Annotated in this window: 25 protein-coding genes; 6 read left to right on the forward strand and 19 right to left on the reverse strand. The window is 69.7% G+C overall.

Translation table 11 applies throughout. From position 1 onward, the window contains the following. Nucleotides 1-29: 29 nt before the first annotated feature. Both HPO96_RS28965 and rsmI read right to left on the reverse strand, forming a co-directional pair. Nucleotides 30-482 carry a DUF5680 domain-containing protein gene (locus HPO96_RS28965; protein WP_171677537.1) on the reverse strand — a complete coding sequence of 151 codons (453 nt, stop codon included), beginning with the start codon at nucleotides 480-482 and terminating at the stop codon, nucleotides 30-32. 29 nt (nucleotides 483-511) lie between these two features. Beyond that, nucleotides 512-1,345 (reverse strand): 16S rRNA (cytidine(1402)-2'-O)-methyltransferase, encoded by an 834-nt coding sequence (rsmI, locus tag HPO96_RS28970; RefSeq protein WP_171677538.1) that lies wholly within the window; start codon nucleotides 1,343-1,345, stop codon nucleotides 512-514. Between the two features lie 195 nt (nucleotides 1,346-1,540). Between rsmI and HPO96_RS28975 the strand changes: the two genes are divergently transcribed. Then, nucleotides 1,541-3,097 (forward strand): dolichyl-phosphate-mannose--protein mannosyltransferase, encoded by a 1,557-nt coding sequence (locus HPO96_RS28975; RefSeq protein WP_337796868.1) that lies wholly within the window; start codon nucleotides 1,541-1,543, stop codon nucleotides 3,095-3,097. On the opposite strand, the gene HPO96_RS28980 is transcribed toward HPO96_RS28975, so the two are convergent. The 17 genes from HPO96_RS28980 to HPO96_RS29060 all read right to left on the reverse strand — a co-directional run bounded on the left by HPO96_RS28980 (nucleotide 3,016) and on the right by HPO96_RS29060 (nucleotide 19,438). Beyond that, nucleotides 3,016-3,471 (reverse strand): hypothetical protein, encoded by a 456-nt coding sequence (locus HPO96_RS28980; RefSeq protein ID WP_171677540.1) that lies wholly within the window; start codon nucleotides 3,469-3,471, stop codon nucleotides 3,016-3,018. The genes HPO96_RS28975 and HPO96_RS28980 overlap by 82 nt on opposite strands. Before the next feature lie 19 nt (nucleotides 3,472-3,490). Further along, nucleotides 3,491-4,174, reverse strand: a complete 684-nt coding sequence (locus tag HPO96_RS28985; protein WP_171677541.1) for a DUF1707 SHOCT-like domain-containing protein — start codon at nucleotides 4,172-4,174, stop codon at nucleotides 3,491-3,493. Between the two features lie 19 nt (nucleotides 4,175-4,193). Then, a complete protein-coding gene (locus tag HPO96_RS28990; protein WP_171677542.1) occupies nucleotides 4,194-5,354 on the reverse strand; it encodes an MFS transporter in 1,161 nt (386 codons plus the stop codon). Between the two features lie 92 nt (nucleotides 5,355-5,446). Beyond that, complete coding sequence (locus HPO96_RS28995) at nucleotides 5,447-6,268, reverse strand: Rossmann-like domain-containing protein (protein ID WP_171677543.1); 822 nt, start codon at nucleotides 6,266-6,268, stop codon at nucleotides 5,447-5,449. Next, nucleotides 6,265-7,020 carry a phytanoyl-CoA dioxygenase family protein gene (locus HPO96_RS29000; protein WP_238355628.1) on the reverse strand — a complete coding sequence of 252 codons (756 nt, stop codon included), beginning with the start codon at nucleotides 7,018-7,020 and terminating at the stop codon, nucleotides 6,265-6,267. The genes HPO96_RS28995 and HPO96_RS29000 overlap by 4 nt, the downstream gene beginning before the upstream one ends. A gap of 10 nt (nucleotides 7,021-7,030) precedes the next feature. Continuing rightward, nucleotides 7,031-8,083 carry a pyridoxal-phosphate dependent enzyme gene (locus tag HPO96_RS29005; RefSeq protein WP_202886548.1) on the reverse strand — a complete coding sequence of 351 codons (1,053 nt, stop codon included), beginning with the start codon at nucleotides 8,081-8,083 and terminating at the stop codon, nucleotides 7,031-7,033. Beyond that, a complete protein-coding gene (locus tag HPO96_RS38580; RefSeq protein ID WP_171677545.1) occupies nucleotides 8,080-9,639 on the reverse strand; it encodes an ABC transporter ATP-binding protein in 1,560 nt (519 codons plus the stop codon). The genes HPO96_RS29005 and HPO96_RS38580 overlap by 4 nt, the downstream gene beginning before the upstream one ends. Then, entirely contained in the window at nucleotides 9,636-10,508 is an 873-nt protein-coding gene (locus tag HPO96_RS29015; protein WP_171677546.1) for an ABC transporter permease, read from the reverse strand. The genes HPO96_RS38580 and HPO96_RS29015 overlap by 4 nt, the downstream gene beginning before the upstream one ends. Further along, on the reverse strand, nucleotides 10,505-11,443 hold the full coding sequence (locus HPO96_RS29020) for an ABC transporter permease (RefSeq protein WP_171677547.1): 939 nt from the start codon (nucleotides 11,441-11,443) through the stop codon (nucleotides 10,505-10,507). Before HPO96_RS29020 ends, HPO96_RS29015 begins: the two co-directional genes overlap by 4 nt. Continuing rightward, nucleotides 11,444-12,976, reverse strand: a complete 1,533-nt coding sequence (locus HPO96_RS29025) for an ABC transporter substrate-binding protein (RefSeq protein ID WP_184999652.1) — start codon at nucleotides 12,974-12,976, stop codon at nucleotides 11,444-11,446. A gap of 145 nt (nucleotides 12,977-13,121) precedes the next feature. Continuing rightward, the gene (locus HPO96_RS29030; protein ID WP_171677548.1) at nucleotides 13,122-15,230 is read right to left on the reverse strand and encodes a discoidin domain-containing protein; all 2,109 of its coding nucleotides are present in this window, start codon (nucleotides 15,228-15,230) and stop codon (nucleotides 13,122-13,124) included. 213 nt (nucleotides 15,231-15,443) lie between these two features. Further along, nucleotides 15,444-16,007 carry an NADPH-dependent FMN reductase gene (locus HPO96_RS29035; protein ID WP_171677549.1) on the reverse strand — a complete coding sequence of 188 codons (564 nt, stop codon included), beginning with the start codon at nucleotides 16,005-16,007 and terminating at the stop codon, nucleotides 15,444-15,446. A gap of 96 nt (nucleotides 16,008-16,103) precedes the next feature. Next, the gene (locus HPO96_RS29040; protein ID WP_171677550.1) at nucleotides 16,104-16,595 is read right to left on the reverse strand and encodes a MarR family winged helix-turn-helix transcriptional regulator; all 492 of its coding nucleotides are present in this window, start codon (nucleotides 16,593-16,595) and stop codon (nucleotides 16,104-16,106) included. Between the two features lie 46 nt (nucleotides 16,596-16,641). Then, a complete protein-coding gene (locus tag HPO96_RS29045; protein WP_171677551.1) occupies nucleotides 16,642-17,643 on the reverse strand; it encodes a copper resistance D family protein in 1,002 nt (333 codons plus the stop codon). Next, entirely contained in the window at nucleotides 17,640-18,149 is a 510-nt protein-coding gene (locus HPO96_RS29050; protein WP_171677552.1) for a copper resistance protein CopC, read from the reverse strand. The genes HPO96_RS29045 and HPO96_RS29050 overlap by 4 nt, the downstream gene beginning before the upstream one ends. A 5-nt stretch (nucleotides 18,150-18,154) precedes the next feature. Continuing rightward, nucleotides 18,155-18,841 carry a YcnI family copper-binding membrane protein gene (locus HPO96_RS29055; protein WP_171677553.1) on the reverse strand — a complete coding sequence of 229 codons (687 nt, stop codon included), beginning with the start codon at nucleotides 18,839-18,841 and terminating at the stop codon, nucleotides 18,155-18,157. Nucleotides 18,842-18,904: 63 nt separating this feature from the next. Further along, on the reverse strand, nucleotides 18,905-19,438 hold the full coding sequence (locus HPO96_RS29060) for a hypothetical protein (protein WP_171677554.1): 534 nt from the start codon (nucleotides 19,436-19,438) through the stop codon (nucleotides 18,905-18,907). Nucleotides 19,439-19,638: 200 nt separating this feature from the next. On the opposite strand from HPO96_RS29060, the gene HPO96_RS29065 reads away from it, so the two are divergent. Genes HPO96_RS29065 through HPO96_RS29085 form a run of 5 tightly spaced genes read left to right on the forward strand, consistent with a single transcriptional unit; the run spans nucleotide 19,639 to nucleotide 24,714 of the window. Further along, entirely contained in the window at nucleotides 19,639-20,166 is a 528-nt protein-coding gene (locus tag HPO96_RS29065) for a SigE family RNA polymerase sigma factor (RefSeq protein ID WP_171677555.1), read from the forward strand. Between the two features lies 1 nt (nucleotide 20,167). Then, entirely contained in the window at nucleotides 20,168-20,848 is a 681-nt protein-coding gene (locus tag HPO96_RS29070) for a hypothetical protein (protein ID WP_171677556.1), read from the forward strand. A gap of 24 nt (nucleotides 20,849-20,872) precedes the next feature. After that, a complete protein-coding gene (locus HPO96_RS29075) occupies nucleotides 20,873-21,715 on the forward strand; it encodes an ROK family protein (RefSeq protein WP_171677557.1) in 843 nt (280 codons plus the stop codon). A 52-nt stretch (nucleotides 21,716-21,767) separates the two neighbouring features. Beyond that, on the forward strand, nucleotides 21,768-22,445 hold the full coding sequence (locus tag HPO96_RS29080; protein ID WP_171677558.1) for a pentapeptide repeat-containing protein: 678 nt from the start codon (nucleotides 21,768-21,770) through the stop codon (nucleotides 22,443-22,445). 52 nt (nucleotides 22,446-22,497) lie between these two features. Beyond that, nucleotides 22,498-24,714 (forward strand): NADP-dependent isocitrate dehydrogenase, encoded by a 2,217-nt coding sequence (locus tag HPO96_RS29085; protein WP_171677559.1) that lies wholly within the window; start codon nucleotides 22,498-22,500, stop codon nucleotides 24,712-24,714. The last annotated feature ends 47 nt before the right edge of the window (nucleotides 24,715-24,761 follow it).

A 24,761-nucleotide genomic window follows, 5' to 3' on the forward strand; every position in this document is an offset into this window, starting at 1 on the left:
TCCCGCTCACCAGCGCTTTTGACCAGCCCTCAGGCGATCAGCCCGCCGTGGTACCGCAGCCGGTAGTACACCGCCCCGCCCGCCCCGCTGATGTACTCCGTCCCCTCGAACCGCGCGAAGTCGCCGGAGTTCTCGTCGACGTAGGTGAGATCGCCGTCTCGGTAGCTGAACCCGCCCAGGAACCGGCCCTCGGCGTACAGCGCCGAGAGCGCCTGCTTGATCAGCCGCCCGGCGGCGGCCGCGGTCAGCCGCTCGGGCTGGAGCAGATAGCCGTAGTAGTTCATCCCCCAGACCGGACGGCCCGAAGCGTGGACCACCTCCTGACCGAGGAAGTCGGCGTCGCCGTAGTAGCTGTCGAGATACGACAGCTCGCCGTCGACGAAGCGCAGGTCGTGGGCACCGGGACGGCCGGACTCGGCGAAGCCGCCGTCACCGGCGTACGTAGCGGCCTTGGCACGGACGACGAAGGTCTCAAGCTCCATCCGGCAGGTCTACCAGCCGGCTCCGACAGTTACTTGCGGGCGGCGAGGACGGCGTCGTACACGGTGCGTTTGGGGACGTTGAAGCGTTTGGCGACGTCGGCGATGGCTTGTTTGCGGGGGGTGCCGGCGGCTTCGTCGGTGGCGACCTCGCGGGCGAGGTCCGCGGGGGTGAGCACCTGGCCGGGGTCGGCGCCGGCGACGACGACGGTGATTTCGCCGCGGACGCCGTCCTTGGACCAGGTCACCAGGTCGCTGAGGGGGCCGCGTTTCACCTCTTCGTAGGTTTTGGTGAGCTCGCGGCAGACCGCCGTCCGCCGGTCGGCGCCGAAGGCTTCGGCCATCGACTCGAGCGAGGCGGTAAGGCGATGCGGGGCCTCGAAGAAGACCATGGTGCGGGGTTCGTCGGCGAGCTCGGTGAGGCGGCGGAGGCGCTCGCCGGGTTTGCGCGGGAGGAAGCCCTCGAAGGTGAAGCGGTCGACGGGGAGGCCGCTGAGCGCGAGGGCGGTGAGGACGGCGGAGGGGCCGGGGACCGAGGTGACGTCGATCCCGGCGTCGATCGCGGCCGCGACCAGGCGGTAACCCGGGTCGGAGACGCTCGGCATCCCGGCGTCGGTGGCCACGACGACGGTCCGGCCTTCGACGAGCGCCTGCAGCAGCTCCGGCGTCCGCTCGCGCTCGTTCCCCTCGAAGTAGCTGACGACGCGACCACTGACGGTGATCCCCAGCTCACCCGTGAGGCGGCGGAGCCGCCGCGTGTCCTCCGCGGCCACCACATCCGCCTCGGCCAGCACCCGCGCCAACCGCGGCGAAGCATCCGACACGTCCCCAATAGGAGTCCCCGCCAACACCAATCGCCCGGTCACCCGGCCATCATTCCAGGCCGCTCGTGCGATGGGAGGAGGCGGTGAGACTCCGGGCTCCGTACGATGGCGGTCGTGACGGCTGTGATCGAGGACGGAACCACGCGCCGGGACGAGGCTGCCGAGGGCCGGGAGGCGCTCGGCAGAGACGTGCTGGGACGGCGGTTGCCGCCGCTGGCCGACCGGTTGTACCCGCCGATGCCGAAGGATTTCGAGGGCGGCTGGATCGCGACGCTGGCGATCACCGCGCTGGCGGCGTTCATCCGGTTCTGGGACCTGGCCAACCCGGTGAAGTTCGTCTTCGACGAGACGTACTACGCCAAGGACGCCTTCAGCCTGCTCAAGTTCGGGTACGCGCGGCAGTTCATCGACCAGCCCGAGGGGGCCGCCGACAAGGCGATCCTGGCCGGCAATCTGGACGTCTTCAAACCCAGCCCGAGCCTGACCGTGCACCCCGAGGTCGGCAAGTGGATGATCGCGGCCGGTGAGCAGCTGTTCGGGATGACGCCGTTCGGCTGGCGGTTCATGCCGGCGCTGTTCGGCGCGCTGACCGTCCTGCTGGTGATCCGCACCGTCCGCCGGATGACCCGCTCGACCCTGATCGGCGCGATCGCCGGCCTGCTGCTGGCCGTCGACGGGCTGCACTTCGTGATGTCCCGGGTCGCGCTGCTCGACATCTTCCTCGCGTTCTGGCTGGTCGCCGCGATCTCCTGCCTGGTCGCCGACCGGGACTGGACCAGACGCCGGCACGCCGACTCGGTCCGCGCCCTCGGCGAGCCCGACGACTTCGCGCCGCGCAAGTTCGGCCGCTGGCTGCTGCTGCGGCCGTGGCGGATCCTGGCCGGCGTCTGCTTCGGCCTCGCGCTCGGCACCAAGTGGTCGGCGGTCTGGGTCATCGCCGGTTTCGGCCTCCTCGTCTTTGCCTGGGACCTGGGCGCCCGGCGCGCGCTCGGCGTCCGGTTCGCGTTCGTGAAATCGGCGCTGATCGACGGCGTCCCCGCGTTCCTCAGCATCGTGCTGGTCGCGCTCGTCACCTACACCGCGACCTGGACCGGCTGGCTGCTGCACGACAACGCCTACAGCCACGACTACGCGTCGAAGAACCCGGCGACCGGCGTGATGAAGATTGTCCCGGACGACTTCCGCTCCCTGCTGCATTACCACCAAGAGGTCTACGAGTTCCACACCGGCGACTACATCAAGAACGCCACCCACCCCTACTCCTCGAACCCGGCCGGCTGGCCGATCATCGCCCGTCCGATCGGGTTCGACGCGGTCAACGACATCAAGCCCGGCTCCCCCGGCTGTGACGCGCCCGCCGGGACGAACTGTCTGTCGGTGATCTCCGCCGTCGGGACGCCGTTGCTGTGGTGGGGCGGCGCGCTCGCGCTGCTGGCGGCCGTCGTGTTGTGGATCGGCCAGCGGGACTGGCGATTCGGCGTCCCGATCATCGGGTTCGTGACGTGTTGGGTGCCCTGGTTCGCCTACGACGACAGACCGATCTTCTTCTTCTACGCCGTCACGATGATCCCGTTCACCGTGATGGCGGTGGCGCTCGTCCTCGGCAAGATCCTCGGCCCGGCCCGAACAGCCAGCGGAGCCGCCGCCCCACGCCGCCTGATCGGCAGCGCCATCGTGGGCGCGTTCGTCGTCCTCGTCGTCCTGAACTTCGCCTACATCTGGCCGATCCTGACCGACAAGGTGCTCCCCCACCCGGACTGGCTCAGCCGAATGTGGTTCAAGACCTGGATCTGACCCGCCGGACGACCACCCGCCGAACCCGGCACCGGCGGATGCCGGCCCTCGAAGCCGACGACCCGGTCCGATCGAGCGGCTGCCAGGACCGTGGTGACGCTCTCACCGCCTGCGGTCCGGAACGTCACCCGCGCGCCGTCGAACTGCAACTGCGGAGGCGAGTTCTTCGATTTGACCATGCGGTGGCCGACCTCGACATCCGTCACCTGGGCGGAGACCCCGGCGGAGTTCAGGCGGCGGGCCAGGCCCTGGTCGTTGGTGACCACCATCAGGAAGTAGCCCCCGATGGCAGCGACCACGAGCCCGAGGGCGCCGACGGCGAACAGCGCGCGGGTCGCGAGAACAGCCAGCAGGTTGCGGTCCGCGGGGTGCACCCGGCACAGCCGAATGTGCTCAGCCGCCGTGGCCGAGTTGGCCGTGGCCTTTCTTCTTCTTGCCGTGGCGTTTGCTGGAGTTGCGGCCGCCGACGCCGCCGAAGAGGGCCAGGCCCTTGATGACGACGGTCGGGGCGTCCGGGTGCGGTTCGGTGTCGCCTTCGAAGCCGAAGCCGCCGAAGATGCCGATGCCCTCGTTGCGGACGGTGACGCCGTCGGGGACGGTGAGGTCGATGCCACCGAAGACGGCGAACGTCCAGACGGTGACCTCGCGGCCCTCGAAGACGGCGTGCGTCATGTCGAGGTCGTGACCGCCGAAGACGGCGAAGACGTTCGTCCGGCGTTTGACCCGCCAGGCGCCCTTGCGCTCGCCGCCGCCGAAGATCGCGACCATCGTGGTGAAGCTGTCGTCGGGGTTGGCCGGCTCCTCGATCGGGACCGGGCTGTTCGAGACCGTGCGCGCCGGAGCGGACGACGCGAGCGGCGTCAGCTGCGGACCGGCGACGATGAGGTCGCTGGTGATCGGCTCGAGCTCGCCCAGCGTGCGGGCCTGCAGGGTCTGCTCGAGCCGGTCGGCGTGCTCTTCCTGGGTCAACCGGCCGGCCATCAGCGCATCCCGCAGGACGTCGACGACCTGGTCGCGGTCGATATCGGACGCGCGCAGGTGCGCATGCGGGTTCGGGCGGTCGGGCAGGTTGTCCATATCAGGAACGATATATCGCCTATCGGCGCACGCGCAGTGCGCAGAGCACCGCAACCAGGGTGATCACGGCGAAAGTCAGGGCCGTCCCGGGGTAACCACCGAGGCCGAGGCCGAGACCGCCGAGCGCGGCGCCGAGGAAGGTGCCCAGGCTCATCCCGGCCGCGTTCACGCTGAGCGCCGAGCCGCGGAGTTCGCCGCTGCGCCGGACGAGCAGGGTGGTGACGCAGGCGGCGACGGTCGCGTGGCTCGCGCCCATCAGCGCGGTGAGCAGCAGCGTGAGCGGGATCGTCGGGGAGAAGTAGAACGCCGAGACGCTGACGAGCGCGACGCCCAGACCGACCAGCAGCATCCGCTCCGGGCCGATCCACGGGCGCTCGACCGCGAGGAAGCGGCCGGAGAGCAGGTTGCCGAGGAAGAACGACCCGCCGCTCAGCGACCAGACCAGCGCGAACCAGCCCGGCTCGAGGTCGAAGCGCTGATCGTAGAACGCGGCGAGATAGGCGAGGTAGCCCATGAACGCCGCCGTCCGCAGCATCGCGATGATCAGCAGCGGGACGGCCCCCGGGATCCGGCCGAGCTCGCGGTAGGTCGCGAGGTAGCTCATCCGCGGCGCGCCGCCGGCCCGGAGCGGCGCCGTCCGCCCGCGGCCGCGCCAGAAGAACGCCGCCGACAACACCAGCGAGACCACCGCGGCGGCGATCAGGTTCCCCCGCCAGCCCCACACGATGCCCGGTACGGCGAGCAGCGGCGCGGCCAGCATCGCCATCGCGGACGTCGTCGCCGACACCAGCGTGGCCGCGCGCCCGGCCGCGGCCGGCGTACCGAACCGGTCCGCCGCGGCGGCGCCGATCGACGGCGCGAGGATGGACGTCGAGGCCCCGATCAGCAGACAGAACGCGGCCAGCGCGAACACGTTGCCGATAGCACCCAACAGCGCCGAGATCCCCAGCAGCGCCAGCCCGCCCGCGGCCACCACCTCCCGGGCCAGCCGATCGATCAGCGGCGCCACCGAGAACCCGACCACCAACGCGGCCAGACCGCCGAGCCCCCGCAGCCCGCCGATCTCCGCCACATTTCCGTCCGCCGCGGCCGCGATCGGCACCAGATACATCCCGAACACCGTGAACGGAATCAAACTCACCGCGGAAGCCACCAGGAACGGCCACAACCGCTTCACCATCGCCCAGTCCCCTGGAACTTCGGGCGCACTGGCGGAAGCTGGTAGCGGATTCGGGGCTGCGGGCAACGGATTGGGCCGGGAAGGGGTGGTCGTCATAGGACTTTCCTGGGGAGGTAGCGGTAGAGGGAGGTGGGACGGGCGGAGAACTGGGAGAAGGGGAAGGGTTCGGCGGAGAGGGCGGTGACGCCGGCGCCGAGGAAGGCGCGGGCGACGGCGCTTCCGGTCTGAGCATAGATGGCCAGCGGCTTTGCTTGCTCACGGCAACTGGAGAGCAGAGTGTCGAAGGAGCCGTTGGACAGCGTCATACCGGTGGCCACGACCGCGTCGGCGGCGTCCACCACAGCTTGCATGTCCCGGGAGACCTCGAGACCGGAGGCGGTGCGATCGAGGTTGAAGTCACAGGGCAGGCAGACGCCGCCGCGGGCGGTGATGGCGTCGACGAGCGGGTTGACGACGCCGATCAGCGCGACTTTGGTGCCTTCGGCAACATCCAGCAGCCCGGCGACGGCAGCATCGCGAGCACGGGCGCGGACGTCGGGGGCGCCGGCCGGGAGGACGACCTCTTCGGCCTCAGGCGCGAGGTGGTGCGGGGCGACGGCGGCCAGGTAGGCATCCAGAGCAGCGATCCGGACGGGCAGCGCGTCATCCGAGGTGAGGAGGTCGGCGATGGTGCGGCCGGAGGTGTCGGCGCAGTACGCCGGCTCCAGCTCGCCCGCCTCGAAGGCGCAGGCGCCGAAGACCTCGCCGACGCGAAGCAGCACGTAGTAGTTCCGATAGGTGACGTCGGCACCGGGCAGCTGAGTGGTGTGGTGCAACCAGAACGCGCTGATCACCGGCAGCGACGCCGGATCCGGGCCGTACGACCCCGCAAGGACGGCGGTGGTGAGTTCGGAGACCGAGGTGGGGGCTGTCATGGGAGGGCGGCCAGCCTTTCGGGGTGATAGGTGAGGGCGGAAAGCTCAGGACGACCAGCGGGCTGGAAGCAGTAGAGGAGCGAACGCCGATCGGACGCCGTCCGGTTCGGCGCGGACCGATGCACCATCAGCCCCGGGAACATCAGCACCGACCCCGCCGGCGCCTCGACGGTCACCGCCCGCGACCCGTCCACGGCGGTCGGGTCGACGAGCAAGCCGGTCGGCTCCAGCGGATCCCGGCGTACCGGCCCTTCGGCGGGGCTGCCCGGGATCAGCGTCAGCGCGCCGTTCGCAACGGTGTTGTCGTCGAGCATCACGATCGCGGTCGCGATGTCGTACGCCGGCTCCCCCGCGCAGCAGTACCAGTACGGGAAATCCTGATGCCAGGCGAACTCCGACCCCACGCCGGCCCGTTTGAAGTTCAGCTTGGCCACGAACCGCCCCGCGGCGGCCCCGATCAGCGAGCTCATCGGCTCCACCAGCCGCGGCTCCGCCCACAGCGCCTCCAGCGCCGGGTGCAACTGCGACACCGGCGACAGGCTGCGCACCGCCTTGCCGACGGCATCCGGCTCCCAGTGGATCGTCGTCCCGCGGACCTTCTCCAGCCGGTGCCCGTCGGGCCAGACGGTCACCTCGGTCTCCCCCGCCTCGGCCGCGGCGACGACGTCCACGTGGACCTGCTCGACGACGCTCCGCAGCCGCTCGACCTCGGCGGCCGTGAACAGTTCCGGCAGCAGCACATACCCCGTCATACCCATCACGTTAATGCGACGGGGTCGCGGATGGAAATTCCTCCCGCAGGGTTTGGGCAGGCTCCCGGCGGTCCCACGACATCGCCGACCAGGGCACCGCGAGCTCATCCAGGGAAGCGATCTCGCGCGGTCGCATCGAGGCCATCGGCAATGCCTCGGCATGCCGGGAAAAAGCGGACTCGACGTACCGCGTGCCGGTGTCGGCGGCCAGGAAGACGTGCGTTCGCGAGCTGTCACAGGTGTGTTCCCACAACGCGGTCAGGTACGCCGCGCCCGCGGACAGCCCGGCGAACACCCCCGACGTCCGGAGCAGGTCGACGGCCGCCGACATCGCGTAGTCGAACGACACCCAGTGCAGCCGGTCGTACAGCTCGTGCCGCACGTTCCGGAACTCGATCGAGCTGCCGATCCCGGCGATGATCATCTCCGGATCCCGGGTGTGCCCGGCACCGAAGGTGATACTGCCGAACGGCTGGACGCCGATCAGGTTCACGTCCCGGCCGCGGTTGCGCAGGTACTCCGCGATCGCACCGGTCGACGCGCCGGTCCCGACGCCACCGACCAGGCACAGCGGCCCCTCCGGCACCAGCTCGGCGACCTGATCGGCCACGGCGCCGTACCCGAGGTAGTGGATGTCGTCGTGGTACTGCTGCATCCAGTGGTACGTCGGGTTGTCACGCAGGATCTCGCCGATCCGGCGGACGCGCAGATTCTGGTCGAGCTGCAGGTTGTTCGACGACGGGACCTGCTCGACACTCGCGCCGAGGATCTCCAGCTGGATCTTCAGCGTCTTGTCGACCGTGGTCGAGCCGACGATATGGCATTTCATCCCGTACCGGTGACAGGCCAGCGCCAGCGCGTGCGCGTAGATCCCGCTCGAGCTGTCGATCAGCGTGTCACCGGGCCGGACGACGCCGGTCTCCAGCAGGTGCCGGACCGCGCCGAGCGCGGAGTACACCTTCATCGTCTCGAACCGCAGGCAGATCAAGGCGTCGCCGACCCGGATCGGGTCCGGGTCCTTGATCGCCTCCGCCAGGTGGTCGTGCAGTCGGACTGACGTCATCGCCGCGGCTCGCTCCTCGGGTCGGCAGTGTCGAAGGGCGGGGTGGGCAGCTTCGGTGGCGGCTCCGGCTCACGGCCGAGCCGCGCGGCCCGAACGAGCCGTTGGGTCAGCTCGTGCCGGGGCTCGGTCATCACGCGGGCCGACGGGCCCTCCTCGACGACGCGGCCGGCGTCCAGCACCAGCACGTGGTCGGTGACCGAGGCGACCAGGCCGAGGTCGTGGCCGATCCAGACCAGCGCGGTACCGCGGGCCTTCAGCTCGTTGAGCAGGTCGACGACGAGCGCCGTACCGTCGTCGTCGAGCGCGGTGGTGATCTCGTCACAGATCAGCACGTCGGGCTCGGCCAGGACGGCCCGCGCCAGCGCGGCGCGCTGCAGCTCGCCGCCGGAGAGGCGGCTGGGCGGCCGGGCCGCGGTCATCGCGGAGACGCCGAGCCGGGCGAGGGTCGCGACGGCTTCGGCCCGGGCCTGCTCGGCGGCCAGGCCGCGGAGGCGTTGCGCGGTGCGAGCGACCTGCTGGTCGACGGCCCGTCGTTCGTCGAACGAGCCGCGGACCTCCTGCCAGACGTACTGGACGCGGCGGTTCTGTTCTCTGGTGCGCTTGCGGAGGACGGGGAGCGGGGCGCCGTCCAAGAGGAGATTGCCGGTACTGCGTTCGTGCAGACCGGCCAAACATCGGGCCAGCGTGGTCTTGCCGCTGCCCGACCGCCCGACGACGCCGACGCTCGCGCCGGAGCGGACTGTCAGATCGACGTCGTACAGGATCGGCGTCCGGCCCCGCGGGCGCACCGACGCGGACAATTTCGTTGCTTGTAGCAATGGCTTGCCGGGCGTGCTGGGCCCCGGTTTCGGCGGGTCGATCGATAGCGGCAGGACGTCGCCGATCACGCGGCCGGCGTTCAGGACGACGATGTGGGACGCGAGCTCGCGGACGAGATCGAGGTCGTGGCTCAGCAGCAGGATGCCGAATCCTTGGCCGGCCAGATCCTTCAGCTCATTGGCCAGCTGGAGCCGAGTCACCGAGTCCAGACCGGTGCTGGGCTCGTCCAGGACGAGCACCTCGGGGCGGCAGGTGAGCGCCTGCGCCAAGGCGACTCGCTGGCGTTGGCCGCCGGAGAACTCGTGCGGGAACCGGCGCAGGGTGTCGCGGTCGCCGGGGAGCTGGGCGGCTCGGATCGCCTCCTGGGCCACGCTTTCCCCGGGGTGATGGAGTCGTTCGAGCTCCTTGAGGGTGGCGCCGACTCGGCGGGCGGGATTCAAGGCGCTGCCTGGATGCTGAGGCATATATGCAACGACCCGACCGCGTACCGCGGCGGCCGCGGCGGTGACTCCGTTGCTGTCGACAACCGTTGTGTCGCCGACGACTACCTCGCCGGTCAGTTGGACGCCATTGCCGCACTCGCCGAGCAGGGCGAGCGCGGAGGTGGTCTTGCCGGAGCCGGATGCGCCGACGAGGGCTGTCACCTGCCCGGCGTACACGTCGAAGGAAACGTTGTCGACGAGGACGGCGTGACCGGCGGTGGCCGAGAGGCGGCGTACTTGGGCGACGATCGTCATGCGGTCACCTCCGCCGGGCGGCGGGTGCGATGGACGAGGCGGTCGGCGAGCAGGTTGAAGCCGAGGGTGAAGGCGACGAGCAGGAGGGCCGGGGCGAGGACGGACCAGGGTTGCAGGAGAAGCCCTTCGCGGTTGCGGGAGATGCTGACGGCCCAGTCGGGCGCGGTCGGGCTCAGGCCGAGGCCGAGGAAGTTGACCGACGCGACCAGGAAGACGGCGAGGGTGATCCGGGTGCCGATATCGGCCGCGACCGGGCCGAGGACGGCGCGGCCGACGTACCCGAGCTGGATCGTCACCCAGGACTCGCGTTGCATCCGCAGCGCCTCGACCACCGGTGAACTGGCCGCATCCAGCGCGGCCGCTCGTACCAAGCGCGCCACTGTCGGCACATTCACCATCGCGACCGCCACGGTGATGGCAAGCGCCGAGGCGCGCCAGCCGACCGCGACCACGCTGATGACGAGCAAGGAGGGCAGGGGCAGGAGGACGTCGAGCGGTCGAATCAGCAGTTCGTCGAGCCACCGATGGCGCGTCGAGGCCGCGACCAGCCCGATCACCCCACCCACCAGGTAGGCGAGCACAACTGCCCCGAACGCCATCCCGAGCGCCGTCCGTCCCCCCACCAGCAAGAGCCCGAACACATCTCGCCCCAGCCCGTCAGTTCCCAGCACACCATCCGCGGCGTAAGGCATCCCGGGTTTGACGTCGTGCGGGACAAGCGGGCCGAGGACGGCGACAAGCAGCGGCACGCCAACCAGAACCACCGACACCGCAACCGGAATGCGCCGAAGAACCGCGAAGACACGGACGAGCGGGCCGCGCGGGGTCGGCTGGGGACTGGAGAGTGCGTCCTCCTTCCGGCCACTCATTTGAGGAGGGCCGATCGGGGGACGAGGCGGTTGCAGGTCAGGTCGGCTAGGAGGTTGAGGAGGAGGGCGGCTACGGCCAGGACGAGGGTCAGGGCTTGGACTACGGGGAGGTCGCGGGTTTCGACGGCGTCGACGAGGGCGGTGGCGAAGCCGGGGATGGCGAAGATGGCTTCGACGACGAGGACGCCGCCGAGGAGGGTGTCGCCGGTGCGGGCGAGCTCCTGGACGCCGGGGACGGCGGCGTTGGGGAGGACGTGGCGGAACAGCAGGCGGCGCCGGGGGACGCCGAGGCGGCGGGCTTGGGTGATGTAGTCGGCGTTCAGGGTGTTGATGGTGCCGGCCCGGACCTGACGGGAGAGCAGGCAGACCGTGCGGCCGAGCAGGACGGCGACCGGGAGCACGAGCAGCACCGGCGAGGTGAGCAGGTCGCCGCCGATCCAGGTCGCCGGCAGCCAGCCGAGTTTCAGCGAGAACACGGCGACCAGGACAACGGCGATCACGAAGTCCGGGATCGCGCTCAGGGCGAGTGTGATCGAGGTGATCGTCCGGTCGAGCCGGCCGTTCTCCCGGGTTCCCATCAAGATGCCCAGGGCAACGGCCAGCGGGACGACGATCGCCAGCGTCGCGATCGTCAGCACGAGGGTCGCGCCGACCGAGTCGCGCACGATGTCGACCACCGGCCCGCCGCTGATCAGCGACGTCCCGAGATCACCGGTGAGGACCTGACCGAACCAGTGCCCGAACCGCTCGGCCGCCGGCTGGTCCAGGCCGAGCTGCTCGCGCAACCGCTCGACCTGCTCCGGCGACAGCGTCTCGGTGAACCGCAGATCGGCCGCGTCGCCCGGAAGCAACGACGTCAGCGCGAAGACCAGCACGGACAGCACCGCGAGCTGGACGACGGCGAGCGCGGCGCGCCCAGCGGCGTACGACCGCATTCAGGCCAGCCACACCTTGTCGAACCGGCCGAAGTCCAAGGTGTTCGGCGGCGCCGCCTCGACCCCCTGGACCTTCGCCGACACCGCGACCAGGTAGTCCGGCAGACCCCAGGCGATGATCCCGCCGTCGTCCCGGATCGTCTTCTGCAGCTCGCCGTACTTCGCCGCCCGGGCCGCCTCGTCGGTCTGCACCTGGGCCGCCGCGAACGCCGCGTCGAACTCGGGCTTACGCCAATGCGTCACGTTGAACGGCGACTTCGACAGCAACCGGTCCGTCAGGTACTGCGGGATCGGCATCGCCCCCGACCGATGGTTGCCGATGACACCCTTCGTCAACAGGTCCTTGGAGTAGGTCTGCGCGCTCCCGGTGGTCACCTTGAGTTTGACGCCGGCCTCGGCCACCTGCTCGGCGAACAGCGTCGCCGACTCGACGAACCCGGCCGACGCGTCGGCGGTGAAGATCTCGATCTCCTTGTTCACCAGCCCGGCCTTCTTCAGCAGCCGTTTGGCCTCCTCGACGTCCCGCTCGCGCTGCGGCAACCCCTCCGGGTAGTACTGATAGCCCTTGCCGAACAGGTCGTTGCCGACCGCGCCGCGCCCGGCCAGGACGACGTCCACCAGCCGCTGCCGGTCCGCGAGCAGCTTGAAGGCGAGCCGGACGTCGGGGTTGTCGAACGGCGCCTGGTCGACCTTCATCACGAACGCCTGCATCGTGCTCGCCTTGGCGGCCACGATCCGCACCGACTTACCGGCCTCGGCCGTCCGCGCGAAGGTCGCGGTCATGTCGTTCGCGTACTCGGCCTGCCCGCCCTGGACGGCGTTCGCCCGCGCCTCGGCGTCCGCGGAGAGCAGGTGCAGCTCCTCGAGTTTCGCGGCGCCCTCCCAGTAGTCGTCGAACCGGGCGGCGACCATCGATCGGCCGGCCTCGAACGAGACGAACTTGAACGGCCCGGTGCCGATCGGCTTGGTCGGGTCGGTGAACCCGTCGCGGACGATCTGGGTGCCGATCCCGGCCAGCAGCGCGGGGAACTCGGCGTTCGGCGCGGCCAGCACCAGCTCGACCGTCCGCGGGTCGACGGCCTTGCTGCGGCGCAGGTCGAGCGCGGCCAGCGAGGACTGCGCGACCCGCTCGGGCACCTTCGGATCGGCGACCCGGGCCAGGCTGTAGAGCACGTCCTCGGCGGTCAGCTTGCGGCCGTCGTGGAAGGTCGCGTCGCGCAGCGTGAACCGCCAGACGAGTGCCTTTCCGTCGTGGTCCCACTTCTCGGCCAGCCGCGGCACGGGTTTCAGATCCGGCCCGAGCTCGACGAGTTTCTCGTACATCGCCTTGTGCCGCGCGAGGTCGACGAACAGGCTCTGGACGTGCGGGTCGAGCACCTCCTTCGCCCCGCCCCCGGCGTACACGGCACGCAGCCGCCCGCCCGCTGACGGCTGGGCGCCGGACGACTGGCCGCTCCCGCAACCGGTGAGCGCAGCCACCCCCAGCGCGCCGGCCAACCCGAGAAATCCACGACGGTTCAGAGCATCGGACACGCGCAACATCCTCACGTTAGTGAAAACGATTGTCAATTCAGCGCGCATCTGAACGGGACGGCATCATTCTTTCGGCCGGGCGCGCCGACTGCTCTGCGTGACGGCGTGTCCCGCACGGACTACCCCCGAGTACTCCGCGTGACCGTCACTGGACCGCGAGAATCTGGTAGCCGAACGCGGGCAACTGCACCTGGTACGCCGATCCGGTGATCGCCGGGCCGGGGCGGGACTCGACCAGATCGGTCGGGGTCTGAGCGGTCGCGATCCCGGTGCCGGTGAGGTCGACCGAGACCGTCTGCGGAGTGCTCTGGAAGTTGAGCAGGACGAGGGCCTTCGACGTCCCGTCCTTGTTCAGCCGTTTGTAGGCGTAGTACTTGCGGTCGTCGTTGGTCGGGATACGGACCCGCAGGCCGAGTGGAGCGAGCGCGGGGGACGCGTTCTGGGCGCGCATCAGCTTGTCGAGCTGCTCGCGCTGGGCGGCGGGCCAGTTCGGGATCTCCTGCTCGTCGGGCAGGATCGTGTAGTAGTCGTTGTGCAGATAGAACAGCGTGCCCATCGAGGTGAGCATCGCGATCTCGAGCAGCCGGCGGTCGACCGGATAGTTGGTGCGGCCCCAGTTCGGCGCGGTCTGCGTGATGCCGCCGGCGTTCACCATCAGGTCGCGGTAGTTCTTCAGGGTGTTCTCCAGGCCGCTCGGGTCACCCGAGTCGATGGCGGACAGGATCGCGCTGGCGCCCTGGTTCGGCGGGATCCCCCACTGGGTGATCGGATAGTCCTGCAGGCTGTTGTAGTGCCAGTCGTAGATGAACTCCGGCTCGCGGACGCCTTCGCCGTTCATGAACGCGTCGTAGTTGCGCAGCACGTCGGTGATCGCATAGTTGTTCTTGGCAACGGTCGTGGTGTGGTAGACGTTCGGCGCGTCGAGCGCGATCCCGTCGACGCCCTTGTCCATCCAGAACCGCAGGTACTTGCGGGTCTCGTCGAGCCAGGCCTGGCTGGAGTAGTTGAAGGACGGCGCCTTCGCATCCCACGTCCCCCAGTAGTAGCCCTGGGCGCGGGCGCTGTAGTGCCACAGCTCAGGATATTCGCCACGCCGCTTGCGGATGTCGAACCAGGACCGCTCCAGACTCTGGACGCCGTTGCGGAAGTCATCTTGAGCCTTCTGGAAGTACGGCGAGTCGATCGACGCGTAACCCGGGTTGGTGAAGATGACCACCTTGAGGCCGCGGGCATGCGCGGCCGCGATCAGCTCCTCGAAGTCCTGCATGGTGCCGATATCGGGGTCGATCGTGTAGAGGTTCATCACCGGGAGCCCGGCCCACAGGTTGCGGTCGCCGTCGTTGACCGGGGAGAGCTCGATCGCGCGGAATCCCCTGGCTTTCAAGGAGTCCAGCCGGGCGGTGATGTCGTCGAGGCGGAGCTGTTGCCAGATCGGGTAGTACCGCATCACGCCGGAGCGGTTCTCCCACCACTTGGTCGTGACGGGTTCGCCGGAGCCGAAGACCTTCAGCTCCTGGCTGCACGCCCAATGGCCGGCGCCGCTGTGGAGAACGGTGAGTTTGAGGTAGCGGTAGGTTCCGGAAACGTCCTGCCCGAAGACACGGCCGACTTCGTCCTTGCTGACCAGGGTCTGCCAGGTCTGCTTGTCCCGGGAGCCCTCGATACGGAACTTCCAGTGGTCGTTGTCGACGAAGGACTGCTCGATCCGGGTCATCGCGATGTCGTTGCCGAAGTCAAGCATCAGCCACTGCGGGAGGTCGGGTTTCTCCGCACCCCAGTACGTCGCCGGGTCGCCGTCGACCGCCTTGAACGGCTCGTATCCCGGCCCGAGTGAGGACGACGTGGCCGACACCGCACGAGCCAGGTTTCGCGGCGCGTCGTCGTACCCGTTCACGGCGAACTCCGTACTCCCGGCCCAGTAGCCGGCCGCGGACCCGGTGATCGTCAGCCGCACGTACCGGTACGAGCCGGTCACCGGCTGGGTGAACACCTGCCCGCGCGCGCCCCCGCGCCGGTCGAGCAGCGTCGTCCACCCGCTCCCGTCCGTCCGGCCCTCGATCACGAACGAGTGCACGTCGACGTCCTTGAAGTTCTGCTCCACCGAGGCCAGCTGCCGGACCTGACCCAGGTCCACCTCGAGCCACTTCGGCTTGGCGCCGTTCGAAGCCGCCCAGTAGGTCGAGCTGTTCCCGTCCACCGCCTTGCCCGGCTCGAACCGCGCCAGACTGTCGCTCGCGGTAGCTCTCGCACCCACCGCCAAATTCCGTACAGCAGCCACGGCACCCCCTGCCGGCAGCGCGCCAAGAGTCAACAAGCCGGCCAGAACCAGGGCGGTGATCCTGCGCATGAGCAACTCCCTCCGAGTCCACTCACGGTCGCACAGCCATCGAACCGCCCGCAGACCTTTCGACCTGCGTCAAATGCGTGGAGGTGCGCCCCGAGCCGGCCGCACCTCCACCGACAGCCGTCAGGCCGCGGGGCGCACCGTCTTGAGCGCGTTCGACCAGCTGATGACCTGGTCGAGGGTCTGCTGGAGGGCGGGCTCCTGGTGCGGGAGCGGGGTGAACTTGGAGTAGTTCTCGAAGTCGGTGGCCAGCGGGAGGGTGACCTGGCTGCGGACGGTGGCGACCTTGAGTTCGGCCATCACGAGGCGGAGGTGCTCGACGGCGCGGGCGCCGCCGACGGAGCCGTAGCTGACGAAGCCGGCCGCTTTGTCGTTCCACTCGGCGAACAGGAAATCGATGGCGTTCTTGAGCGCGCCGGACGTCGAGTGGTTGTACTCCGGGGTGACGAAGACGAACCCGTCGAACGACGCGATCTTCTCGGCCCAGGCGAGCGTGTGCGGCCGGCTGTACTGCCCCATCGCGGGCGGCATCGCCTCGTCCAGGTGCGGCAGCCGGTACTCCGCGATGTCGACCAGCTCGAACTCGGCGTCACCGCGCTGCTTGGCGATGTCGAGCACCCAATGGGCGACGGCTTCGCCGTTCCGGCCCGGCCGGGTGCTGCCGAGGATGATCGCGATCTTGGGCATGACAGTTCCTTCACGACGCAGGAGTGAATGCCATCGTTTGATGACGTATCACCAAAATACTCCTTCGAGGTGACATGTCAACTCAAAGCTGGGGTGCTACTCGGCGCAGTCGCCGGACGGGTCGTCACACGGCGAGCTGGGAATCCCGCCCAGCACCCGCTCGAGGACCGCGGTGAGCTCGCCGACCTCGGCCGGGCTCAGATGATCGAAGAAGTACGCGCGGGCCGCCTCGACATGATCCGGCGCGGCGGCCTCGACCGCCTTCCGGCCGAGCTCGGTGAGCCGGACCATCGAGCCGCGGGCGTCGTCCGCGCACTCCTCGCGGCTGACCAGCCCGCGCTTCTCCATCCGGCTGACCTGGTGCGACAGCCGGCTGCGCTCCCAGCCGACCGAGCGGCCGAGATCGCGGGTCCGCAGGACGCCGTCCGCCGAGCTCGACAGCGGATGCAGCAGCGCGTAGTCGGCGCCGGACAGGCCGGAGTTCGCGATCAGGCGGGCCTCCAGGACACGGTTCAGCTCACGCTGGGTGTCCCGCCACGCCTGCCACAACCGCGCCTCCCGCGCGTTCAGCCAGCGTGGTTCGGTCATGCGGCCAGTGTACGGGCGGCTGTTGACATATCACCGACTCCGCGCGTCACGGGGTGCGCGAAAGGGCAACGGCGAGCCCGACCGTCGCCGCCATCACGATCAGCTCCCCGATCGCGAGCCGCCGGAACGCGCCCGGCTGCCCGGCGGCCAGCGCGGGTAGCGTCGCCCGCCGATGCTGCCGGCCGATCGCGACCAGCCCGGCGTACGCGATCGCCTTGGCGAACACCAGCGCGCCGTACCCGGTCGTCACCCACTGGGTGATCAGGCCCCAGCCGTCCTCCCGGCCGCCGAGGTGGATCTCCGCGGTCAGCAGCCCGGTCACACCGATCGCCACCGCACATCCGAGCGCCAGCGCGCTGAATCGCTGCACTGCGGCCGTCTCCCGCGCATAGCGCAGCACGCCGTACAGCCCGCCGACCCACAGCGTCGCGGCGAACACGTGCACTACCAGGGACGTCGTTGCCGTCACCGACCAGAACGACGTCCCCTCACTCGCCCCGTGGCCCGTCAGCAACGGTCCGACGAGCGCAGCCCCGACCAGCACCAGCGCGACCCGGGCGCCGCGCAAGCTCTTGACGCCACTCACGAGGACCGCCAGCACGGCCGTCAGGACGATCGCGACCGCCAGCGCCCGGACCTGGCTCAGCTGCCCAGCCTGGCCGGCGTACTCCCCCAGCTGTGCCACCGGCACCCCCAGGATCACCGCCGCCGTTGCCACCAGCCCGCCGATACTCGCCAGCGCCCAGACCCCAGCCGCGAGAGCGGCGTCCTGACAGGCCTTGAGCGCCCGCTCGCCCAGTACGCCGTCCGTTGCTGGGAGCAACCACGCCGCAGTCAGCACGGCACCACCGGCCAGCACCGCTGCGCCGTCCGCAAGCAACCGCAGCACCGGAACTGCCCAGGAGACCGGCAGCCCGGCCCCGTGCAGCCCGTGCGGAGTCGATTGCGGCGCACCGCCGGCAGCCAGCAGCGCAACGATCAGTACGACGACTCCGGCCGCGGTCGCCGCGCTCCAGACTGCGAAGCGCGGCGTCGCCGGAGAGCTCATGGACGAGCCGGGCGACGCCGGACGATGACGACAGCCAGCGCGACGACGACCAGCATGACCAGACACATCGCCACGATGGTGACGGTGTTGTTGTTACTCGGCTGAACCGGCTGCGTCCCAGGTGGGCTGTCCGGCGGGTGCCCGGCGTGCGTGACCGTGAAGCCGGTGCTGACGGTGATGGGGTGACCGTCAGCGGAGACGACGCGGGCGTCGACTTGGTAGCGACCGGTCTCGATCATCGCGCCGACCGGCTGGGTGACAGTACCGTCGAGCACCTGCGGCTCGCCAGTGGCCACATTCACGCCGGCCGGCGATTTCACCTGAATCTGCAGGCCGCTACTCCCGACCGGTTCGTTGAAGGTCAGCACGACCTTCTCCGGCGGTGCGGCCATCGAAGCGCCATCAGCGGGCGAGATGGAGTCGAGCTTGGCATGCGCCGCCGCTGGCCCGGTGGAGATCACCAGAGCCAGCAGCGACGCGGCGAGTACTGCGATCGGACGACGCACGGCTACTACTGTGCCTTCTCGGTCTTACGCGGCCGCAATCCGAGGCCCAACCCGACCAGACCGAGCAGCAGCCCCGCACCGCCCAGCCAACGGGCTACTGGGTCAGAAGAGTCCTTGTCGACCGGGTTGGTGTTCGCAGCGACCGGAGTGACCGCGGCGACCAGTTTCAGTGCCGGGGCCGGGTGCTCAGGCTCGTCGGCGCCCTCTGTCCGCGGCTGGTCCCATTTGACGACCTCACCGTCGCTGTAGGTCTGCACAGCCGGGAAGCTGAGTGAATCGACCTTCTCCGGGAGGCGGCCGACCGACAGCGCGAACTCGTCGAAGTCGTTCGCCGGGACACCACCTGCGGTCGCGGTCCAGGTGACGGTGGTGATCGCCTCGGACAGCGTCACATCGCCGACCTTGACCGGGGTGGCCAGTTTCTCGGTCGTCTTCTCGACCTTCCAGCCCTGTTTCACCTGCGCGCCGACGTGCGCGAACGGATGGTCCTTCGGCAGCGAGACGACGAGCTTCGTGGTCGAGCTGGTGTCGGACTCGGTCGGCACCCGGAAGACGAGCTTCGCGTAGCCGCCAGGTTTCGCATCCGGCGATGACACGGAGACATGGGCGGACGCCGAGCCGGTCGCACCGGCGAGGACGAGAACGGACGCGGCGGCAATGGCGCCGGCCCGCAGAAAGAGCTTCTTGGACATGGCAGTGGGAACCTTTCGCGGTCATACACGGGGCGGACCCGGCCGCGGAAGCCACGACCGGTTTCAGAACAGAGCTGGCTGCACTCCGCGCCCAGGCGGCCCACGCCACGACACTGCCGACCCGATCCACCACCGCTGCGCCCACGCCGCAACCGAAGCGGGCATCACCGGTACGACGGTTGTTGCGGGCACCCGCCGTACGACGGGCCGCACTGGCAGCAGCCGAGCCAGGATCGCGACCACCCGTCGGCCCCACTCGTGTGCGAACCCGACCGCGAGCACACCGGCGCCCAGAACGGCCAGGTGCGTCAACGTCATCAGGACACTGCCGCCCAGCCCGGCTGACATCGGCATCGGGTGGTGCGCGGCGTCCAGCGTGACGTGGACGAAGAGCTGCACGCCGCCGAGCACCAGCGCGATCAGCACCGGCTCATCAGCCAGATACTCACCCAGCAACCAGCAGGCCGCCGTCAGCGCCAGCAGCGGCGGCAGCACCGGTAACGGCACTCCGCCGCCACCCGCGAGCACGTGACCGACCGCCGCCACCACGACGCTGAGCGCCGCGACCACGGACGTCGTCCCTGTCTGCGCTCGCACGTGTCCTCCTCACCGGACCTGGCCTCAACTCTACGAGTACCGCCCAGTCACGGTTCGTCGCGGCGGAGCGGCGAAAATTCCGGTCTAGCCATGACCCGCTTTCCGGTCACCATGATCTCGGTCGAAAAAGTGCCGTCCGCCGTGCAACCGCCCCTGCCGGTGATCGCGTTAGGCACACAGAGGTGTGGAGAGGGTGGGGCATGAAGAGCGACGTCGAACAGGACTACGTCGACTTCGTCCGGCATCAGGCGAACGCGCTGTGCCGGACCGCGTACCTGCTGTGCGGCGACTGGCGCCGGGCAGAGGACGCGACACAGGAGGCGCTGATCCGGATGTACCGGATCTGGAGCCGGATCCAGCGCAAGGGCAGCGTCAGCGCCTACGCGCGGAAGGTCGTCGTCTCCACCACCCTCGACGGTCTGCGCCGCAAGTCGAGTCAGGAGGTGGTCGGCGACAGTGAGATGTTCAGCGGTCAGCCGGACCCCGCTGACCCGCTCGGCGTCCTGGAGAACCGCATGGTGATCACCGAGGCGCTCGCCACGCTCCCGCCTCGCCAGCGCGCCTGCGTCGTCCTGCGGTACTTCGACGAGCTCACGGTCGAAGAGACCGCGATCGCTCTCGATTGCCGGCCCGGGACGGTCAAGAGCCAGACGATGCGCGCGCTGGAGAAGCTCCGTGAACACCCCGCACTCAGACACTTCTCGGAACTTGCCGGGATGGGAGGCTGATATGACCGAAGACCTGAAAGCGCTGATGGAGCGCGAGAGCGACCGCTCCGACCGCTACTTCGCACCGGACCCGGTCGCCATCCTCACCGCGGGCCGCCGCCGCGCCCGGATCCGCACAGCCACCGTCACCCTCACGGTCGTCGCTGCGCTCGCAGTACTGACCAGCGGCGTCGGTCTGGCGCTCCGGGAGCGCGAGGCCCCAGTGGCGGGCCAGCCACGGCCGCCACAGGAGGCCTGGCTGCAGTGCGACTCCTCCAGCGGCCGCCGGATGGGCAAAGACACCTGGACCTGGCCGGTGGTCGTGGAGCAGCACGATGCCTACGGCGCGGCGTCCATCCGTAAGGACCCCAACTCGCACGTGGTCGTCTACTGCCTGAGCCAGCCCGACCGCGGCACCGCTCAACTCCCCCTCGGGCACGTGGGCGGAATCGTCCTCCGGAAGACCGCAGTCGGCGATGGCAGCAAGCAAAGCGTGACCACCGTGTACGGCGTGCTACCCACCCGGGACGGGGCCGTCGACGTCGCGGTCGACGGCAAGTGGCGAACCGAGCAGGCCTCGGTGCGTGATGGCTTGTTCGTCTATCGAAAACTGGAGTCGCTGCCCTGGCCGGGCCCGACTCCCAGCGGAGCGGTGATCATGCTGCCCGACGGGCGGCAGGCCCTCCGCATCACTCATTCGTGACACCGCGTGCGGGATGATGTGCGCATGGATGTACCGGTGCTGGAGGTCGGGGGTAGCCATGTGACGGCGGCAGTCGTGTCGCCGGACGGGTGGCGGGTCGAGGTGGTCGAGCGGATCGACCTGGCGTCGCAGCAGGCGGCGGAGCAGGTCGTCGGGCAGCTGGCCGACGCCGCGCGGAAGCTGCCGGGTCTGCAAGGGCTGGCGATCGCCATCCCCGGGCCGTTCGACTACGAGGCCGGCATCGGCTGGTACCAGGGTCAGACGAAGTTCGACGCGTTGTACGGCTTCGAGCTCGGCGCCGCGCTGCGCGCCGAGCTGGGGCTGGAGCGGCTGGAGTTCGTCAACGATGCCGAGGCGTTCGCCGTCGGCGAGTGGACCGCCGGGCCGACTCGCGGCGCCGAGCGCTGCGCGGGCGTCACGGTCGGCACCGGCATCGGTACGGCGTTCCTCGCCGACGGCTACGTCGTCCGCACCGGCGGTACCGTCCCGCCCGGCGGCGAGCTCTACCGCACCCAGTACGACGGACGCCCCCTCGAAGACTCGATCTCCGGCCGGGCCCTGCTCCGCGCGTACTTCGACCGCACCGGCGTCGACGAGCCCGGCATCGGCGTCAAACAGATCGCCGACCGGGCCCGCGCGGGCGACGGCACTGCCCTCGACTCCCTCCGCGCCGGCTTCACCGTTCTCGCCGAAGCCCTGACGCCCTGGATCGATCGCTTCGCCGTCACCCGGACCGTCCTCGGCGGCTCCATCTCCGGCGCCTTCGACCTCGTCCACGACGTCTTCCCGTTCGAGGTGGTCGCCACCCGCGACACCGAACACGCAGCCCTGATCGGAGCCGCGGCGCACTCCCTGCGTACTCCTTGAGAGCCTGCGTACTCCTTGAGAGATTGTCGGTGGACCTGGATACGGTCCTCGCATGCCTCCTCGGAAGATCGCTGCGCCGCGGCTGCGGGCGCAGCTGGACACCACCCTGCCGGACGAGATCGAGGACGAGACCCGGTTACTCGATCTCGAGCTCGACGATGTCGACCTGAGCGACCTGGAGGCCGAGCATCTGGAGCTGGGCGGGTGCCGGCTGACCAGGTGCCGGGTCGCGGGGTCGGGGCTGGAGAAGCCGATCGTGGTGGACACCGAACTGGTGCAGTGTGACCTCGCGAATTCGCGGTGGGTCGACGCGGGGCTGACGCGAGTGGCGGTGGTTTCGTCGCGGCTGACCGGGTTCGCGGGGCCGGGGATGGTGCTGCAGCACACGACGTTCCGCGACAGCGTGCTCGACTACGCGTCGTTCCGGTTCGCGAAGTTCAACCGGGTCGAGTTCACCGACTGCCGCCTGCAGAGCGCGGATCTGGTGTCGGCCGACCTGAGCGGGGCCGTGTTCCGCCGGTGTGACCTGAGCGGCGCGGAGTTGTCCCAGGTGAAGGCGGCCGGCGCGGTGTTCGTCGACTGCACGTGGGACGGCGCGAAGGGGCTGGCCTCGCTGGCCGGGTCGACGGTCGCGGCGGCGTCCCCGATCGACACCCTCGGCTTCACCAGCGCGGTGACCGTCGCCGCGGGGATCACACTGGCCCACCCGGACGACCTTGACGCAGAGTGAGCCTGCCCACGTGCAGGCAGAGCCGGTCCAGCCGCCCATTAGGGTGGGCTCTGTGACTGACTCGACGATCATCTACACCCACACCGACGAGGCGCCCGCGCTGGCGACGTACTCGTTCCTCCCCGTGATCCAGGCGTACGCCGGGCAGGCCGGTGTCGGCGTGGAGACCCGGGACATCTCGCTGGCCGGCCGCCTGCTGGCGGTCTTCCCGGAGTACCTGCAGGAGGACCAGCGGATCGCGGACGCGCTGGCCGAGCTCGGCGAGCTGGCCAAGACCCCGGCGGCGAACATCATCAAGCTGCCGAACGTCTCCGCCTCGATCCCGCAGCTGAAGGCCGCCGTCGCCGAGCTCCAGGCCCAGGGCTACGCGCTGCCGGACTACCCGGACGAGCCGAAGACCGACGAGGAGCGGGAGATCCAGGCCCGCTACGACAAGGTCAAGGGCTCCGCCGTGAACCCGGTGCTCCGCGAGGGCAACTCCGACCGCCGCGCACCCGCCTCGGTCAAGAACTACGCCAAGACCCACCCGCACCGGATGGGCGTCTGGGCAGCCGACTCCAAGACCAATGTCGCCACGATGGGCCAGAACGACTTCCGCTCCACCGAGAAGTCGACGGTCATCGCGGCCGACGACTCGCTGCGGATCGAGCACGTCGCCGCCGACGGGACGACCACCGTCCTGCGCGAGTCGGTCCCGGTGCTGGCCGGTGAGGTCGTCGACTCGTCCGTCCTGCACGTCGCCGCGTTGCGCGAGTTCCTGACCGCGCAGGTCGCGAAGGCGAAGTCGGACGACGTCCTGTTCTCGCTGCACCTGAAGGCGACGATGATGAAGGTCTCCGACCCGATCGTCTTCGGCCACGCCGTCCGCGCCTTCTTCCCGAACACCTTCGCCCAGTACGGCGAGACGCTGGCCAAGGCCGGCCTGAGCCCGAACGACGGCCTCGGCGGCATCCTCGCCGGGCTCGCGAACCTGCCCGAGGGCGACGCGATCAAGGCCTCCTTCGACGCCGAGCTCGCGGCCGGCCCGGCGCTCGCGATGGTCGACTCCGACAAGGGCATCACCAACCTGCACGTGCCGTCCGACGTGATCGTCGACGCGTCGATGCCGGCCATGATCCGCACCTCGGGCCACATGTGGGGCCCGGACGGCGCCGAGGCCGACACCCTCGCCGTCCTGCCGGACAGCAGCTACGCGGGGATCTACCAGGTCGTCCTCGACGACTGCCGTGAGCACGGCGCGTTCGACCCGGCCACGATGGGCTCGGTCCCGAACGTCGGCCTGATGGCGCAGAAGGCCGAGGAGTACGGCTCGCACGACAAGACCTTCGAGGTCGCGGCCGCGGGCGTCGTCCGGCTGGTCAACGGCGCGGGCGACGTCGTCCTCGAGCAGAACGTCGAGCCCGGGGACATCTTCCGCGCCTGCCAGACCAAGGACGACCCGATCCGCGACTGGGTCAAGCTGGCCGTCGCCCGGGCCCGCGCCACCGGCGACCCGGCGATCTTCTGGCTGGACGAGACCCGCGCCCACGACGCGAACCTGATCGACAAGGTGAACCGCTACCTGACCGATCACGACACCGAGGGCCTGGACCTGAAGATCCTCGCCCCGGTCGACGCGATCAAGCTGTCGCTGGACCGGATCCGCCGCGGCGAGAACACCATCTCGGTCACCGGGAACGTGCTCCGCGACTACCTGACCGACCTGTTCCCGATCCTCGAGCTGGGCACCAGCGCGAAGATGCTGTCGATCGTGCCGCTGATGGCCGGCGGCGGCCTGTTCGAGACCGGCGCCGGCGGCTCGGCCCCGAAGCACGTCCAGCAGCTCGTCAAGGAGAACTACCTGCGCTGGGACAGCCTCGGCGAGTTCTTCGCGCTGGCCGCGAGCTTCGAGCACCTGGCCCAGTCCACCGGTAACGCGCGGGCCCAGATCCTCGCCGACACCCTCGACCGCGCCACGGCGACCTTCCTCAACGAGGACAAGTCCCCGACCCGTCGCGTCGGCGGTATCGACAACCGCGGCAGCCACTTCTACCTGTCCCTCTACTGGGCCCAGGAGCTCGCCCAGCAGACCGACGACGCCGAGCTGGCCGCCCAGTTCACCACCCTCGCCGAGACGCTCGCCACCAACGAGCAGACCATCGTCGACGAGCTGAACGCCGTCCAGGGCACCCCCGCCGAACTCGGCGGCTACTACCAGCCCGACCCGGCCAAGGCCGCCGCGATCATGCGTCCCTCCAAGACCTGGAACGACGCCCTCGCAGCGATCTGATCACCGCCGTCAGCCCGGCGACCCCAGGGTCGCCGGGCTTTCTGCTG

The sequence above is a fragment of the Kribbella sandramycini genome (assembly GCF_013131805.1).
In the GTDB taxonomy this organism is placed as follows: Bacteria; Actinomycetota; Actinomycetes; order Propionibacteriales; family Kribbellaceae; genus Kribbella; species Kribbella sandramycini.

Bases quoted from the DNA above. Each gene is read 5' to 3' on its own strand.
- HPO96_RS28965 (WP_171677537.1), bottom strand. From the start codon at position 482: ATGGAGCTTGAGACCTTCGTCGTCCGTGCCAAGGCCGCTACGTACGCC.
- HPO96_RS28975 (WP_337796868.1), top strand. From the start codon at position 1,541: ATGCCGAAGGATTTCGAGGGCGGCTGGATCGCGACGCTGGCGATCACC.
- HPO96_RS28985 (WP_171677541.1), bottom strand. From the start codon at position 4,174: ATGGACAACCTGCCCGACCGCCCGAACCCGCATGCGCACCTGCGCGCG.
- HPO96_RS28990 (WP_171677542.1), bottom strand. From the start codon at position 5,354: ATGGTGAAGCGGTTGTGGCCGTTCCTGGTGGCTTCCGCGGTGAGTTTG.
- HPO96_RS28995 (WP_171677543.1), bottom strand. From the start codon at position 6,268: ATGACAGCCCCCACCTCGGTCTCCGAACTCACCACCGCCGTCCTTGCG.
- HPO96_RS29000 (WP_238355628.1), bottom strand. From the start codon at position 7,020: ATGACGGGGTATGTGCTGCTGCCGGAACTGTTCACGGCCGCCGAGGTC.
- HPO96_RS29005 (WP_202886548.1), bottom strand. From the start codon at position 8,083: ATGACGTCAGTCCGACTGCACGACCACCTGGCGGAGGCGATCAAGGAC.
- HPO96_RS38580 (WP_171677545.1), bottom strand. From the start codon at position 9,639: ATGACGATCGTCGCCCAAGTACGCCGCCTCTCGGCCACCGCCGGTCAC.
- HPO96_RS29015 (WP_171677546.1), bottom strand. From the start codon at position 10,508: ATGAGTGGCCGGAAGGAGGACGCACTCTCCAGTCCCCAGCCGACCCCG.
- HPO96_RS29020 (WP_171677547.1), bottom strand. From the start codon at position 11,443: ATGCGGTCGTACGCCGCTGGGCGCGCCGCGCTCGCCGTCGTCCAGCTC.
- HPO96_RS29035 (WP_171677549.1), bottom strand. From the start codon at position 16,007: ATGCCCAAGATCGCGATCATCCTCGGCAGCACCCGGCCGGGCCGGAAC.
- HPO96_RS29040 (WP_171677550.1), bottom strand. From the start codon at position 16,595: ATGACCGAACCACGCTGGCTGAACGCGCGGGAGGCGCGGTTGTGGCAG.
- HPO96_RS29045 (WP_171677551.1), bottom strand. From the start codon at position 17,643: ATGAGCTCTCCGGCGACGCCGCGCTTCGCAGTCTGGAGCGCGGCGACC.
- HPO96_RS29055 (WP_171677553.1), bottom strand. From the start codon at position 18,841: ATGTCCAAGAAGCTCTTTCTGCGGGCCGGCGCCATTGCCGCCGCGTCC.
- HPO96_RS29065 (WP_171677555.1), top strand. From the start codon at position 19,639: ATGAAGAGCGACGTCGAACAGGACTACGTCGACTTCGTCCGGCATCAG.
- HPO96_RS29070 (WP_171677556.1), top strand. From the start codon at position 20,168: ATGACCGAAGACCTGAAAGCGCTGATGGAGCGCGAGAGCGACCGCTCC.
- HPO96_RS29075 (WP_171677557.1), top strand. From the start codon at position 20,873: ATGGATGTACCGGTGCTGGAGGTCGGGGGTAGCCATGTGACGGCGGCA.
- HPO96_RS29080 (WP_171677558.1), top strand. From the start codon at position 21,768: ATGCCTCCTCGGAAGATCGCTGCGCCGCGGCTGCGGGCGCAGCTGGAC.